Consider the following 16549-nt stretch of genomic DNA (forward strand, 5'->3'; position numbering starts at 1 on the left):
TTAATGCGGAAATGTTGGGGGGCCAGGAGTGGCATTAAACAAACGCAATCAGAATAAACGTTCGAATATTTTAGTTATAACGGAAGCAGTACTGACTGCGTACATGGGGTATATTTCCCATTTTATTCTCACACAAATAGGTATTTCTAAAGATGTGCCCGTAGAACAACTTGTCATCAACGTTGGTATGTTGACAGTATCTATTTTGTTGTGTTCGCTTTCAGTAGGTCTATATGAAGCTAAACTTCGTGAGACATTCCGCGGCATAATGCGACGGATTTTTGTTAGTGCGGGTTTGAGTTACTTTTTAGTAGAGGTATTGAGTAGAGCTTTTTTTGATGGCATACATATGGATTCGTATTTCCTTCCTGCTGCAGTTAGCGCCATCATAATCACATTAGTGATTTTCCGTTATTTTACCAACCGACTCGGTTTACTTGGACTGGGCAAAGTTTCTATTTTAGTCATTGGCGCTGGTGAGCGTGCTTCTATCATTGAAAAGCGCATGCGACGCGATGTCGACCGAATTGGATTTGAGTTGGTAGGGTTTATACCTATTCCAGGGGACAACCGTGAAGAAGGTATAAAGAAAGAAAAGATCATTCATCTTAACATTGACGACAGCCTTCAAAAGTTCATCTTCGATAATGACATCGAAGAAATAGTTATTGCTTGTGATCAGCGTCGAGGAACATTACCCGTTGAAGCGCTTTTCGAATGTCGATTACGCGGAATAGAAGTCACTGAGCTACTAGACTTTATGGAGCGTGAGACTGGGCAAATCGTTGTAAATCTTATGTATCCAAGTTGGGTAATTTATTCCAACGGTTTTCAAAGCCAAAATTACCTTCGCGATGCGTTAGACTATACGTTAAATGCCATACTCGCCTTTATTGTACTTTTCTTTGTTTGGCCTATTATGCTTTTCACCGCTGCAATTATCTATCTTGACGATGGTAGACGAACGGGCGTATCAGTATTCTACAAACAAGAACGTGTTGGCTTGAATGGCCGACTTTTCAAAATAATCAAGTTTCGAAGCATGCGGCCAGATGCAGAAAAAGACGGCGCCAAATGGGCAAGTAAGAACGATGACCGCGTTACTCGAATTGGTCATATCATTAGAAAGTATCGCATAGATGAGTTACCTCAATTACTAAATATCTTTAGAGGCGAAATGGCATTTATTGGCCCGCGTCCGGAGCGCCCTCAATTTGTAGAGCAACTGGTACGTGAAGTGCCTTATTACAATCAACGCCACAATGTGAAACCAGGCTTGGCTGGCTGGGCACAACTCAACTACCCCTATGGCGCGAGCGTTGAAGACTCGATGGAGAAGCTAAAGTTTGACTTGTATTACGTCAAACATCAAAGCCTGTTGCTAGATATTCTGATTTTAATCCGTACTGTTGAAGTAGTGCTATTTGGGAAAGGGCGATAAGAATATGAAACTCGATGGTCGCTTAAACGCCATGACAGTAGATGTAGAAGATTATTTTCAAGTATCAGCTTTTGAGAATGTAGTAGACAAAAAGGATTGGGATAGCATAAGTCTTCGTGTTGGTGACAATACTCACAGGTTGCTGGATATGTTTTCTGATAACAACGTAAAAGCAACGTTTTTTTACATTAGGATGGGTGGCTAAGCGATGCCCTGATGTTATTAAACGTATCGTAGTTGAAGGCCATGAGCTAGCAAGTCATGGTTTAGCGCATCAGCGAGCAACGCAAATGTCAAAAGAAGCGCTTTATGAAGATATCAAACAAAGTAAAGAGATCCTTGAAGATATATCTGGAAAGCGCGTAGTTGGCTATAGAGCGCCCAGTTTTTCTATCAATGATTCTAACCTGTGGGCGTACGATATTTTGTCAGAACTAGGCTTTATCTATTCTTCAAGTACTTATCCGATAAAGCACGACTTATATGGTGTACCTGATTGGCCAAGGTTTCAGTATGAAAGAGACAATGGTTTGATCGAAATTCCCGTGCCCACAGTGCGGAAAAATAATACTAATGTTGGCATTGGTGGGGGAGGGTACTTCCGTCTTTATCCCTATTGGCTTTCTAAGAAGCGAATTAACGAATTTATGAAATTAGAAAGTGCACCTTACAGCTTCTATTTTCACCCATGGGAAATAGACCCAAAACAGCCTTATATCAAGAATGCGACCTGGCGGTCGAAATTTAGACACTATGTAAACCTCTCAAGAATGGAATCTAAAATCGAAATGCTATTAAAGGACTTTAATTGGGGAAGTATGTACGATGTCTACATCAAATGATGCAAGTCCCATTTACTCCCGAGTTTCAATTACTCAAACTCAGGTCATCTATTTTGCTGCACTTATCGCATTTTGGATTTTTGCTTATTTAAGTACGTTCGAGCAAATGGTGTCGACTTGGTTTGAATCTACTACCTTCGAACATGCAATACTCATTGCTCCAATTACGGTGTGGTTAATATATCGAAAGCGTTATGCATTCGGATTGGCTAGAACTAAAAGTGGTGATGCTATTTTCGGGTTTTCAGGGCTCGTTGGCGCAATTACTCTTTTCGTTATTGGCAAGCTAGCTTTGGTAAATGCTGTTCAGCAATTTGCACTAATGTCTATGCCTCTTTTTTTCGTATGGGGGATATTCGGTTTGGTGACTATGCGCCACCTACTGTTTCCTTTGTTGTTTTTGATGGTGTCTGTTCCTTTCGGCGAGTTCATGATCCCGCACTTACAAGAGGTTACAGCCGATCTTACCGTCATGCTGCTAACGTGGGCCAATGTACCAGTTTACAGAGAAGGGTGGTATTTGCAGATACCCGAGGGACTTTTTCATGTTGCAGAGGCGTGTAGTGGGATTCGATTTTTATTTTCGACGATAACAATCGGCCTACTTATAGTTCACCTTGAGATTAGCTCTAAACTGAAGCAATTTATCTTCATGGTATGCGTAGTTATTACCCCTATAATAGCCAACGGAATACGTGCTTTTATCATGGTTTATATTGGCCATGTAAGTAATATGCGAGCGGCTGTAGGATTTGACCACCTAGTTTACGGTTGGGTCTTTTTCTTTATTGTTACCGCGCTAGTTTTGATGTTTTCGAGACTTTTCTATGATGACAAGCGTTTACCTCAAGTCGGTGAGAAAACGGTTAATTTGAATATAAATAGAAAACGCTTATTCGCATGTTTCTTGATTGTTGCACTTGGACCTGTGCTGATGACGACTTATCACAGTCAGCAGCAATCGGTACTTACTAATGCTAATGAACAAGAGCAAACAGTCGATGAGGTAGTGTCATACGCGGGCTGGGCACCAGTTTATTCTCATTTTGACAAATACAATACACGTTTCTCCAATTCAGACGGGCATTCAATAATATTCCATGAAATAACGTACCTCACTGAGGGCGAAGAGAAAGAACTGATAACGTGGAGCAATAAACCCTACGACCCAGAACATTGGTCTGTTGCTGCATCAATAGAAAGTGTTTACAACATAGACGGGAGAATGGTTCCTTACACATTTTTGCAGCTCAAGAATGGAAGAGGGAAGTCTATTAGTACTGTTTACACTTGGAAAATAGGTGACAAGTATTCAAGTAACCCGTTAAAAGTGAAAGGTTTGCAGGTATTTAGCAAGCTTTCTCTTAATGACTTTGGTGGCGTAGCACTATATGCTGCATCACAAGGTATTGAGTCACATGAACGCCTTATAAAAGCGCTAATAAAACTAGAAGAACAAAAAAGCGAGTGAACACGTGGATATTTCAGTCGTAATTCTATCCTTTAACTCTGAAAAGCATATTGGAAAATGTTTATGTGCACTTCACCAAACCGTTCAACGAGCGGCGCTAAAAACAGAAGTGTTTGTAGTAGAAAATGGCTCAACTGACGGTTCTCTTGGCTGTATTCAGACGTTTCGGGAGCAGTTTGGCGATTCGCTGAAAATTATTAATTTACAAGAAAATACCGGTACAACCTATTCTCGTAATCAAGCATTGAAGCAAGCTTGTGGTAAGTTTGTTCTGATACTTGATTCAGATGCCTATGTGAATGAGTTGGCTATTACGCATTTGATGCGTTACCTAGACGAAAATGTTCACGTAGGGCTAGCTGTACCTAGAGTGACTTATGCTTCAGGGAATTTTCAGCTGTCGTGCGACAAATTCCCTACACTCTGGGGTAAGGCTAAGCGCTTTCTATTTTTGAAGAAAATGGAAAAGAAGGAAAACCCTCTTTCATTGGTGACAAAGCCAGTTGCAGTAGATTATGCAATATCTGCTTGCTGGGTTTTACCTAAGCATGTTGTTGATAAAGTTGGATTATTAGACGAAAGGATTTTTTATTCCCCTGAGGATGTGGATTATTGCATAAGAATTTGGGAGGCAGGTTTCCAAATTCACTATGTGCCTGATGTTTCTGTAATACATGATGCGCAAGAGTTATCCCGTGGTTTTAAGTTAAACAAGTTTCATTTTTCCCACTTGAATGGCATTTTTTATCTCATGAAGAAGCATAAGTATTTCTGGGGATTAAATGGCTTGTACAAGCGAATTAAAAGGAGTTAAGCCCTGTGTGTGGCGTAGTAGCTTGGGTAAAAGCATCGGTTGACGAAGAAGTCGATGAGACGACTTTACGACAAATGACTGCGTCACTTCGCCACAGAGGGCCAGATGGTGAGGGGATTTTTGTTTCTGGCAATGTAGGACTTGGACATAAACGACTTTCCATATTGGATGTGGAGAACGGTAGGCAGCCTATGGAAAGTGAGGGTGTCGTTTTAAGTTACAACGGGGAGATATACAACTTCAAGCAACTCAAAAATGAGTTGGAAATTCTAGGATATCGATTTACAACGCATTGTGACACAGAAGTGTTGCTAAAAGCTTGGCAAGAATGGGGGGCTGATGTTGTTCACAAGCTAAGAGGTATGTTTGCTTTTGTTGTGTATGATAAGCCTCAGGATCTGTTATTTGTTGCGAGAGATAGACTAGGTATTAAGCCATTACATTGGGCCCAAACGACAAAGGGCGATTTGCTTTTTGCCTCTGAATTGAAAGCTATCCTAGTTCACCCAAGTATTGAGAAAAAGTTGAACCCACATGCCATCGAGGATTTTTTCTCACTAGGTTACGTTGCAGACCCCAACACTATATTCAATGGAATTTTTAAATTACCGCCAGCTCACTATGCACTTTTAAAGTTATCTAGTCAGAAAAATACTGTTGAGCCTGTTTGTTATTGGAAGATTGAAAATTACGTAAGTAATGACGTATCTAGCAAGCAAGATATTTCTGAAGATTTTGAGTTGCTTATCGAAGAAGCAATAAAACTTCGGATGGTGGCTGACGTTCCATTGGGAAGTTTTTTATCCGGCGGGATAGACTCTTCAGTAATATCTGCGGTTATGCAGAAACATAGCAAGCGGCCGATCAATACCTTTTCAATCGGTTTTGATTTATCTAAGTACGATGAATCTTATTATGCAAAACAGATTGCTGCGCAGTTAGGTTTTAAGCATATTAATACTAATGTTTCGATTAACGACCTTACTTTTTTAGATCAGCTTATTGATATTTATGACGAACCTTTTGCCGATAATTCGGCCATTCCAACATTTATTTTGTCAGGTGTAGCAGCACAACATGTTAAGGTTGCACTATCGGGAGATGGTGCCGACGAGCTTCTATATGGCTATAGAAACCACAAGATGCTGTGGGTAGAAGAAAAAATACGTAAAGTATTACCAAGCTGTGTTAGGCGCGGGCTTTTTAGCGCATTAGCTGCTATTTACCCTAATTTCAAAACTGCGCCTAAATATTTACGTGGTAAGACAACATTAAGTGCTTTAGCAGGTAGCGCCATTGATAGTTACCACAATGCTATTTCTATTACTCATCAAGAACAACTTCAACGACTATATTCTCCATCCTTTAAATTACAACTAAACGGTTACTCTAGTCGTAGCCTATTTAATGAAATAGCGAGAGAATGCAAGGTAAATGATAACCTTAAAAAGATACAGCTTATTGATTTTAAAACATATTTGGTTGGTGGGATACTCACAAAAATAGACAGGGCCAGTATGAAACACTCCTTAGAAGTAAGGGTGCCATTTTTAGATCATCTTTTGGTAGAAAAAGTCTTGTCAGTTTCCCCGTCTTTGAACCTATCGTGGAGGCAATCAAAGCGATTACTGGTAAATGGTTTTAAACATCTACTTCCTGTTTTTGTCACTAAACGCAATAAAATGGGGTTTTCATCACCAATAGATGAGTGGCTACGGCAGATACCGAAAGAGTCATTGCAAAGTAAACTGGCTGAAAGTGCATTATCTGAGTCGGGGCTATTCTCGTTAGGGCGAATTAATGATCTAATAGAAGAACACCACGAACGTGGTCACGAGCATGGAATGACTATTTGGTCACTCCTTATTTTCAATGCGTTTTTAGAGAAACACTTCGGACAAAAAGAAAGTGAAAATACTGTATCACCATAGAATAGCCTCTAAGGATGGACAATTTGTTCATGTAGAAGAATTAACTAATGCTTTAATTGAGCAAGGGCATCAGCTTTACTTTGTCGCCCCAAAGGTGAACGAAAATGCGGATTTTGGTGGTGATGGTGGTTTCGTCAGCAAGCTCAAGAAAGCGCTGCCCAAAGCGTTATACGAGCTCCTCGAGCTCAGTTACAGTTTATGGGTTTTTATTAAACTGGTTGTTGCTATTATTAAGTTTAAACCTGATGTGATTTACGAACGATATAACTTGCATCAGCCCGCAGGAGTGCTTGCTGCTAAACTTTTTCGATTGCCACTGTTATTGGAAATTAATGCCCCTCTTGTTGAAGAACGTTCAAAGTACAGTGGGCTTGCACTTCAAGGTTTTGCAAAGAAAATAGAGAACTTTACTTGGCGAACGGCATCGCATTGCCTGCCTGTCACCGATGTTTTGGCTGACTATTTGCGAAAAATATCCATTCCAGAATCGAAGATCACTGTTATTCACAATGGTGTTAGGCAACAGTTTATTGATGAAATGATGTTGCAAGAAATCAATTCACATAAAAAAGAAATTGTTATCGGTTTTACTGGCTTCATACACCCTTGGCATGGAATGGACAAAGCGTTAGAGGCCATTGCAGAGCATAAAGAACTCCCATTAAGACTAATATGCGTGGGAGATGGCAATATACTATCAGATCTTAGACAACAAGCAGAGCAATTGGGAATAGCAGACAAGGTTGACTTTAAAGGCTTAGTTACACGCGACAAGGTTCTTGATTATGTAAAAGAGTTTGATATCGCGCTTCAACCAGATGTAACAGCTTATGCATCGCCGTTGAAAATGTTCGAGTATATGGCGGTAGGCGCCTTAATTGTTGCGCCAAAAACCCCCAATATTGAGGAAATTTTGACTGAAGATACAGCGCTTTTCTTCGAGAAAGGTGATAAAACAGGATTTAAAGAAGCATTGACTGCTGCAATAACAAGTTACCAAGCATTAGATGAGAAGCGCAGGGCGGTTAAACAGAGTGTGCTAGACAAGCACTTTATTTGGCAGAAAAATGCGAGGCGTGTGGTTGATTTGGCGAAGGAGTTAGCAAATGAACATTAAAAACAGCATTTTCTTTTTGGCCATTTTCGTTTTTTTATCTGGTAGCATTTATTTCCTGAAGCCACCAGAGCCGTTGGCATTTTGTAAATCAAGTAAGACGTCAACGCCGTATTGTAAGTTCGTTGGTAATGCCTCTCAAGTTTATGTAAATAGTGAAGGAACAGGGCTTGTAGTCTTAGAGCTTCCAATAAATATCCAAAGTGCGTCGGATTACGGATATGAGATAACGTCAGGCAGTGCTTTTGCTTTTGATTTGAAAGATCAAAATAGTCGGATGATGTTTGATCTAGTAACTACAGCTTTCTTCAATGACAAAGTGATTGAGATACATGCAAGAGATGTCAAGAAGGGATACCTCTTGGCTGATAGAGTTTGGGTAAGGTAGGGATACAACCGTGTCTTTAACAGCGATTGTTTTTCTTATTGCATATTTTGGATGTTTGTTAAGGGCGTTTACTGCAGATCCGAAATGGGGTTTATATGCATACCTTCTTGCTTTTTATGCGCATCCGGTAGGGCGATGGTGGGGGCAGTCTTTACCCGATCTTCGTTGGTCCTTTTTAGCCGCTCTGGTTACACTTATAGCTGTGTTTTTCTCTAAGAAAAAGGAAAATTGGCTAGGTTCCAACGTATCGAAATATTATCTATTTTTCTTGATTTATCTAATTGCTCAATACTTATGGGTACTAAGTAATGGGCTTCATACTGTCTTTGTGTTATTGGTCGTTAAGTATTTTATTTTGATACTTTTATTGCAGCAATGTATCAAATCAAAAAAAGACGTTGTCGGTTTTATCATTTGTAATGCTTTTGGCGCTTTATATTTTGGTTATTTAGGTTACTCATATGGAGGTGGGCGTCTTGAGGGCGTTGGAGGTCCTGGCGTTGAATCTGCAAATGGACTTGGACAACATTTGTCTATAATACTTGTTATTGCTTCATACCTGCTGTTAATAAAGCTAGGAAAAATAAAATATCTATTGATTTTAACGGTATTAGTAATACTAAACACTATTATGTTAACAGAGAGCCGAGGCGCTTTGTTATCGCTCGTACTGACTGGCATAGTCGCTATATTCTTTGTACCACCAAGTGTTAAAAAAGTTTTTTTTACATTGGCTATCCTCGGTGTCGTCGCATTTAGTTTATTGATGGGACCACAAATAGTTGACCGCTTTAAAAGTACTCAGAAAGATAGCGGCGGCGAAATACAAGATAAAAGTGCGGCCTCTAGGCTAGTCATAATTAAAGCTCAATATGAGATATTTAAAGAACACCCTTTAATTGGACAGGGACACCGAACGACGCTTATCCTCAGTCCTCTGTATATTCCCAAAGAGTACTTATCAAAAGCGAAGTCGGGAAATAGTAGTGAACAAAGAAGGGCATCTCATAACTTTCTTATGGGGATGCTAACGGATCACGGCATTGTTGGTTTTGCCATATATTCACTAATTTTGATGTCGATACTCAAGAGCTTGCTAAGAGTCAGACAAATTATCAAACTAGAACTAAAAGTCGACAACGAATTGTTGTTGATTCAAGCTGGGTTATGTTTGGGTTTTGTTTGTTATTTAATTGCTGGAATGTTTTCTAATAATAAAATTTTTGAGGTCGCCGTCTGGCTGATTGCATTAATACCAATAACAAATAAGCTCTTAGAACAGTCATTAACTAGGAATCCAAATGTTAATTGATGGACGTACACTGAATGAAGGCGAAGTAATAAAGACTGATATCTGTATCCTAGGTGGCGGTCCGGCAGGTATTACGTTAGCAAATGAGTTGAACGGAAGTAACTTAAAAGTTGCTCTTCTAGACGCAGGGGGAGAGCAATATGAGGCTAATATTCAGCAGTTTTATGAGGCTGATAGTGTTCCCATCTTTTATCCTGACCCGCAAATATCGAGGCTTCGATTTTTAGGTGGGGCTAGCAATCATTGGGCTAATAATACTTCTCCTTTTTCTCCTTTAGACTTTGAAAAACGCGATTGGATTGCTAATAGCGGTTGGCCTATAGGTTATGATGACTTGGCACCATACTATATGAAAGCTGCAGAATATTGTCAGACAGGAGGCGATGGCTACTCAAGTGAGTACTGGTTACCGTTGATGGAGTTGGATGATTTAATGCAGGATGCCATGTATTCACAACTTAGCATCGCTAAAGCTTCTTTACCTCCTACACGCTTTTATGTATCTCATGGAAAGTCGCTTGTTGAAAGCGCCAATGTTTATATTTACAAATATGCTAGCGTGATTGATTTAGAATTTGATGAATCTGAAAAAAGGATTGTTGCTGCGACATTTACAGCTTACAACGGTAAGCAATATAAAGTGTTATCTGACAGATTTGTGCTTAGTATGGGTGGATTAGAGAATGCTCGTATGCTTCTTTTGTTTAATGAAAAGTACAATGGGAAGTTGGGGAATGAAAGCGATAATGTAGGGAGGTACTTTATGGACCATCCTACAATGAACGCCGCTCACCTTATCAGTGAGGTTACACGATTAGACTCTATGAGCCGATTAGAAGGACAACGCTTTTTGGTGGCCTTTTTTGAGCTTACCGAAAAAGTACTGAGAGAAGAAAAGCTGATCAATCTGCGTATGCCAGTAACTAGTATTACTGAATATGGTATGTCTGATGGGATTTCTTCATTCCACATATTAAAGAATTCATTGATAAAAGGTGAATTACCAGACTATTTCTTTACACATTATGGAAACTTGATATTGGATGCCGATATGGTAATAGAAGCGATAGCCAGAAAGCAGTTTGATACCAAAGTCTTTGATAGCGCTAAGAATAAATCTGGTTATCAAATACCTATGATGGTAGAGCAGATTCCCGAAAGAAATAATCGTATTCACCTTTCTGCGAAAAAAGACCAATTAGGTTTGAATAAATTGTCTATAGAGTGGAATGTATCGGAGCAAAATCGAGAACTAATGTGGAGAGCACTTGAAGTCTTTGCTAGAGATATGGGTATAACCTCTATTGGAAGATTAAGATTGTTGAGAGAGCGAGCGTCAAGGCTTTTCGGAGATCAAATGGGCTTCGGACATCATCATATGGGGACTACACGTATGTCTGATACACCCGAAAATGGAGTGGTAGATGAAAACTGCAAGGTTTTCGGCGTGGGTAATTTGTATATTGCCGGTTCAAGTGTTTTTCCTACCGGCAGTCACGTACCTCCAACATTAACCATTACAGCCTTGTCAGTTAGATTGGCCGATCACCTGAAAGGAACAAGAGAAGGGTACCATGAACAGTAGAAGAAAATTTCTCAAACTTGCAGTAGCCGCGAGTTCGTTGCCTATTACAAAATGTCTGGCAATTGAGTCATGTACTAAGGAGGGCGAAATTAACATGCTTTCCTCTCTGTATAAAAGGTGGGTACACCACTACGGTCAAACACCTGAGAAGTTCATTGCATCTTTAGGTCAAGGTATTAATGACCCTTTATTTTATAAAGCTAAAATAAAAAATGATTTTTTGATCGGAGATGTTTTTGAGTTTGGTGGTGTCGTCATGAGTAAAACAGAAGCCGCGGGTATATCTACCCTTATTACGTTATAACAGTCTTCACTATTCAAGCTGCAAGTGTGTGTAAGCTTTATCAACTTCAGATACTCAATCTTTATGGGAGAACGTTAGCAGTTTTTAAGAGTAAAAGCTCATACGATAAAGTGTGGTTGTTGATTTAGAAAATACAACACACTTAATTGGGTGAAGGAAGAGTGGTTGAATATGCTTAATAGGATTTTCTTAAATGTGTGGAATATTAGGAACACTGAGCTTTAGCAATACTGTTGATGAACGGCGACTTGTCTCTATGCGAGATACCATGCCGTATCGAGGGCCAGATAGTAATGGAATTTGGATTTCTAGTAATTCGCATTGTGGCCTTGCTCATTTACGTTTAAGCATTTTAGACCCTACGCCTGCTGGCCACCAACCTAGAGTGGAAGAGCATGGTCGTTTCGTTATTTCCTATAACGGCGAGGTTTATAATTACATCGAAATTAGGGCCGAACTTCAAAAGAAAGGTTACACATTCGAAACAGGCACGGACACTGAAGTTATTTTGAGTGCTTACATTGAGTGGGGTGAAGGTTGTTTAAATCGCTTCAATGGTATGTTTGCCATTGCTATTTACGATAATGAAACCGAAACCCTATTTTTAGCCCGAGACCGATTGGGCATAAAGCCTCTTTACTACTATCAAGACGAGCATGAGTTTATCTTCGCGTCTGAGACCAAAGCAATATTAAAAGGGTTAAATGCGCTTCCAGAGCTTAATATAGATTTGATTGACGACTACATGAGCTTTGGCTACATACCTGGTGAAAGAACTTTGCACAAAGGTATTAACCGCCTAATGCCAGGGCACTACGCCATTGTGAAAGGTCACGAAATGAAGATTTCACAATGGTGGGACTTAACGTTTGATAATGACAACGATAAAGGGTTTGATTATTACTTAAATGAAAGTAAACGATTGCTTGAAAGTGCGATAGATTTACGCTTAAGAAGTGACGTACCGCTAGGTATTTTCTTAAGCGGTGGTATTGATTCGAGTGCGGTGGTTGGTTTGCTTGCCGATAAAGTTAAAGAGCCATTGAAAACATTTTCTATTGCATACGATTTCGGTAAAAAATTTGATGAAACACATTACGCTAGAATGGTCGCTGAAAAATTTGGCACGGATCATCATGAGCTGAAAATTACTCCTCGACAGTTTGCCGACTTTATTCCTGAGTATATTCATTTGATGGATGAACCAGTAACAGAAGCCGCGGCTATTTCGTTGTTTTTTGTATCTAAGCTAGCCAAAGAGAAAGTAACAGTAGCGCTTTCAGGAGAAGGTTCTGACGAAATATTTGCTGGTTACGACTTGTATCAGTATATGAATGTTTTAGAGAAGTACCGTGGCGTTGTCACTCAAAAAGGGACAGAGCTATTTGCTGGGATGGCCAACAAAGTATTGGGTAAAAGTCACAAGGTATCTAAATACTTGAATATGGCAACACAACCAATAGAAAAGCGTTACAAGGGAATGTCGACTTACCCCGATGCTCAAAAAGAGGCATTGTACCGTCCCGATTTTAGGATAGAGTTAGAACAAGCAAAAGCAGACAGTGGCCATGGTGCCTTTGCAGCTAAGTTGTTTGATAAAACAAAAGACAACGACCAATTAAGTAAGATGCTGTATTTCGATACGAAGACTTGGCTTGTAGATGATCTATTGATTAAAGCTGACCGCATGAGTATGGCTACATCAGTGGAACTGCGGGTTCCGTTTCTCGATTACAGGTTAGTTGAATTTGCCGCCAGTATCCCATCAAAATACAAGATTAATAAAGGTCAGGGGAAGTATCCACTTAAAAAAATGATGGAAGGTATTTTACCTAACGACATTATTTATAGAAAAAAGATGGGTTTTCCTACACCGTTAAAGCTGATGTTTCAAAATGAACTTAGAGAATATGCGTCGAACTTACTGTTAGCTAAAGATACTCGGGTTCACAAATTCTTCAGAGAGGAACGCATTGCGCAACTTATTGAGGAGCACAATGACGATAAGTACGACCACCACAAAACCTTGTGGCAACTGGTGGTTTTGGAAGAGTGGTTGAGAAATAACAGTTAAGCCATGATGATAAGAAAAAAAATACTCGCTATCAGCTACTTATTTCCAAATTCGGAAAGGCCCAATCACGGCATTTTTGTGTACAATCGCTTAAATGCTATGGCTAAATATGCCGACATCACGGTTATAAACCCTATACCTTGGTCACCTTTGCATTCCTTTATTGATAGGTTTAAACATTTAAGGAATATTCCCGCTAAGACACAACGTGGTAAATTAACCATATATCACCCCAGATATCTATCAATTCCAGGGTATGCAAAAGGGATTGAAATTCCGACATATCGTAGCGCAGTGAAAAAGGTGATTAACGAGATTGGATTCGATTTTGATTTAGTCGACTTACATTGGACTTTTCCTGACCTTCCAACAGGTGACTATTTGAGTAAGCGCTATGGTGTTCCTTATAGAGTAACTCTTAGAGGTATGGAAGCCTTTCATATTCAAGATGGCGATGTGCGTGAAAAGTCTGTGGCTCAATACCTTAATAAAGTTGGAAGCGTTATTTCGTTGAGTACTGAGATGGCTAACCAAGCGGTATCAATGGGGGTAAGTCAAGAAAAGATTACCGTGATTCGTAATGGTGTGGATACTGATGTGTTTTTTTATAAGCCCATTGAAGAGAGTCGAGCGCTGCTAAACTTACCCCAAAAGAATAAGATTGTACTTGGTGTGGGATCTCTCATCCATCGCAAGGGCTTTGATGTTGTCATTAGGTCTATGTCTAGAATTGATTCTAAAGAAAAGCTATTTCACTTTTACATATTGGGTTCCGAGGGACCTGAAGGTGATTATCGAAGTGAATTGAAAAAGTTAGTGGAGAAAAATGATTTAGAGGACTTTGTACATTTTGTTGGGAACGTACCGAACGAAACACTCGTTGATTGGTATAACGCTGCAGATGTTTTTTGCTTGTCTAGTAGAGGGGAGGGCAGTCCAAATGTGCTTACTGAAGCTTTGGCTTGTGGGTGTCCCTCGGTAAGTACTAAGGTTGGAAGTGCTCCTGATATTATCGAAAGTGAAAATGATTTAGGAATTTTGGTTGATGTCGACGATAGCGATGATATCGGGAACGCCCTGTCAACGCTTTTAAATGATGGGAGCAGTAGACAACACCGTGCTGAAATATTCGGAAAGTACACTTGGGATTGGTGTGCAAAGCAAACATTCGATGAGTAACAAGTAAAATGAAGAATAAAGTTACAGACTCCACAACAAAAATATCAAAATATATAAAACCGCTTTACCAGCAAATTAGATATGCCAATAATACATCGTCAAAGATAGTTGCAATTTTAGGGTGTCAAAGGTCTGGTACGACTCTGTTATCAAGGGTGCTTGATTCATTCTCTTATACTCGAACTTTTGGCGAGTTTAGCCCTCTATCTTCGAGTTGCCCGAATAACATTAGATTAAATTCTTTATCAGACGTAAAAGAGACACTTGCTAGAGTTAAAGCCCCTCTTATAGTAATGAAGCCTTTGGTTGAAAGTCAAAATGCCAATAAGCTTTTAGATACTCTGGAAAATGTCACTGTCATTTGGATTTATCGCAATTATATTGACGTTGCGCTTTCTGACCTCCAAAAGTTTCCCAGTACGTCCGGTAGGGGAAACCTGAAACCCATTTTAGATTGCGATGAGAATAATTGGCGTTCCCAGAACGTTCCGAAGGAATTAGTAGAGAAAGTCAAAGCTATTTATTCTGAAGAACTAACGGAATTGGATTGTGCTTGTTTGTTTTGGTATGTCAGAAATTCTCTATTTTTTTACCAAGGATTGGATAAACACCCAAAAGTTCTGTTATGGAAGTACGAAGACTTGGTGCACAATCCTGAATACCATTTCACGAACCTATCTTCTATATTAGGTTTCGAATTAACACAATATGCCTTCTCTAATGCATTCTCTTCGGAGTCCATAAGAAAAGAAAGCCCGAAGGAAGTTCATAGTGCCGTGAAAGCTTTGTGTGAAGATTTGTTAGTTAAGCTCGACAGATATAAATAGCGTATCTTACATAGGAGGAGAGCCTCCAACTTCGCTGTGTTTACACATATAGACGTCACTCAAGTTACTCCTATCTTTTCGAAATTACAGTGCTGAGGAGCCAAGATGAGGTTTTTAGTTTTTGCGCCCAATAATTGGGAAGAGCAGTGGATGAACAGGCAACAGCTTTTTTCTAGGATAGGTCGAAAAAATACTGTTACATATTCAACAGGATTGTTTTTTAGCTGGGATACTAAGACGCAAGGTTATCTTAAAGCTCCGAATTTCTTCAATGTGTTAAAACACAGAGATAATGTAGATATCCTTTCTGTTTCTAAAATTTTTTGCAGAGTTCCAAAACTTCGTTATCTTGATGGTTTGATTGTAAAATTATTTGGTTTATACATTAACAAACTAATGGGGAATGAAAAGGTTTGTTTGTATCTATTCCACCCTAAATTTTATCAACAGACATCAAGTGTCAAAAAGCAACTACTCGTATATCACCTATATGATGATCTATCTCTTCAGAGAGGATATGAGCTGTACCGGGAAGATGATGAGACGTTGCTCAAAGAAGCTGATGTAGTTTTATGCTCTTCTAAATTATTACAGCAAAAAATAATCGAAAAAACTGGTCGAAAAGATATTCTTTTTTTACCAAACGGAGTCGACTCGGCCGCTTTCTCTAAACCCCGTCAAGTACCCGCTGAACTCAAAGAGATAACTGGTCCGAAGGTAACATACACTGGCTCTATCAATGAGAAGGTTGACCTTGAACTCTTGTTGTCATTGTCGTTAGAGCTAGAGAGTGTAAACTTTATTCTCGTTGGAAACTTGAAAGAGAATGTCTTACCCGAGAAGCTGATAACGGAAATAAAAAGAAGACCTAATATTTTTTTATTGGGTTTTAAAGAAAAAACTGAAATGATCGGTTATGTACAGCATTCAGACGTCAATATAATGATATACAAAACAGACGGTAGCACATGGTCCAAATACATCTACCCGCTAAAAATGCATGAATATCTCTCTACAGGCAAGCCGATAATAAGCTCTGATATAGATGCTGTGAGAGAGTATAGTGCTCATATTCATATTGCTTCGGATAAAAAGTCATGGATACAAGCAATACAAACTGCACTGTCTGAACCTACGTTTGATGAAAATAAGGTGAAAATTGCTAAATTGAATGATTGGGAGCATAGAGTAGATTCACTCTACCGTTACCTAAAACTGGATTGAATATGAAAAGCAGTTGTAATATCCGTGCAGATGTCCTTAAAGG

The 16549-nt window shown here is 39.4% G+C and carries 13 protein-coding genes and 1 pseudogene; all 14 read left to right on the plus strand.

Going from position 1 to position 16549, the window contains the following annotated elements; translation table 11 throughout:
* The first annotated feature begins 28 nt into the window (after positions 1–28).
* Positions 29–1441: a TIGR03013 family XrtA/PEP-CTERM system glycosyltransferase gene (locus EYR97_RS01870; RefSeq protein WP_131092135.1), complete on the plus strand. Its 1413-nt coding sequence runs from the start codon at positions 29–31 to the stop codon at positions 1439–1441.
* Positions 1442–1445: 4 nt separating this feature from the next.
* Positions 1446–2283: pseudogene (locus tag EYR97_RS01875) on the plus strand (XrtA system polysaccharide deacetylase).
* Positions 2267–3754 (plus strand): exosortase A, encoded by a 1488-nt coding sequence (gene xrtA / locus EYR97_RS01880; protein ID WP_131092136.1) that lies wholly within the window; start codon positions 2267–2269, stop codon positions 3752–3754. Before EYR97_RS01875 ends, xrtA begins: the two are co-directional and overlap by 17 nt.
* 4 nt (positions 3755–3758) lie before the next feature.
* Positions 3759–4568 carry a glycosyltransferase family 2 protein gene (locus tag EYR97_RS01885; RefSeq protein ID WP_131092137.1) on the plus strand — a complete coding sequence of 270 codons (810 nt, stop codon included), beginning with the start codon at positions 3759–3761 and terminating at the stop codon, positions 4566–4568.
* 5 nt (positions 4569–4573) lie between these two features.
* A complete protein-coding gene (gene asnB, locus EYR97_RS01890; RefSeq protein ID WP_131092138.1) occupies positions 4574–6499 on the plus strand; it encodes an asparagine synthase (glutamine-hydrolyzing) in 1926 nt (641 codons plus the stop codon).
* Complete coding sequence (locus EYR97_RS01895) at positions 6477–7616, plus strand: glycosyltransferase family 4 protein (protein ID WP_131092139.1); 1140 nt, start codon at positions 6477–6479, stop codon at positions 7614–7616. The genes asnB (EYR97_RS01890) and EYR97_RS01895 overlap by 23 nt, the downstream gene beginning before the upstream one ends.
* A complete protein-coding gene (locus EYR97_RS01900; protein WP_131092140.1) occupies positions 7606–8001 on the plus strand; it encodes a hypothetical protein in 396 nt (131 codons plus the stop codon). The genes EYR97_RS01895 and EYR97_RS01900 overlap by 11 nt, the downstream gene beginning before the upstream one ends.
* A gap of 10 nt (positions 8002–8011) precedes the next feature.
* The gene (locus EYR97_RS01905) at positions 8012–9313 is read left to right on the plus strand and encodes an O-antigen ligase (RefSeq protein WP_131092141.1); all 1302 of its coding nucleotides are present in this window, start codon (positions 8012–8014) and stop codon (positions 9311–9313) included.
* Positions 9303–10898: a GMC oxidoreductase gene (locus EYR97_RS01910; protein ID WP_131092142.1), complete on the plus strand. Its 1596-nt coding sequence runs from the start codon at positions 9303–9305 to the stop codon at positions 10896–10898. Before EYR97_RS01905 ends, EYR97_RS01910 begins: the two co-directional genes overlap by 11 nt.
* Positions 10888–11202, plus strand: coding sequence for a hypothetical protein (locus tag EYR97_RS01915; protein ID WP_131092143.1), 315 nt, complete (start codon positions 10888–10890; stop codon positions 11200–11202). Before EYR97_RS01910 ends, EYR97_RS01915 begins: the two co-directional genes overlap by 11 nt.
* Positions 11203–11395: 193 nt before the next feature.
* Positions 11396–13276, plus strand: a complete 1881-nt coding sequence (gene asnB / locus EYR97_RS01920) for an asparagine synthase (glutamine-hydrolyzing) (protein WP_131092144.1) — start codon at positions 11396–11398, stop codon at positions 13274–13276.
* Positions 13277–13279: 3 nt separating this feature from the next.
* Positions 13280–14455 carry a glycosyltransferase gene (locus tag EYR97_RS01925; protein ID WP_131092145.1) on the plus strand — a complete coding sequence of 392 codons (1176 nt, stop codon included), beginning with the start codon at positions 13280–13282 and terminating at the stop codon, positions 14453–14455.
* A gap of 8 nt (positions 14456–14463) precedes the next feature.
* On the plus strand, positions 14464–15282 hold the full coding sequence (locus EYR97_RS01930; protein ID WP_131092146.1) for a sulfotransferase domain-containing protein: 819 nt from the start codon (positions 14464–14466) through the stop codon (positions 15280–15282).
* Between the two features lie 105 nt (positions 15283–15387).
* Positions 15388–16506, plus strand: a complete 1119-nt coding sequence (locus EYR97_RS01935; RefSeq protein ID WP_131092147.1) for a glycosyltransferase — start codon at positions 15388–15390, stop codon at positions 16504–16506.
* Positions 16507–16549: the final 43 nt, after the last annotated feature.

This window comes from Alteromonas sp. KUL42, assembly GCF_006538325.1.
Classification (GTDB): domain Bacteria; phylum Pseudomonadota; class Gammaproteobacteria; order Enterobacterales; family Alteromonadaceae; genus Alteromonas.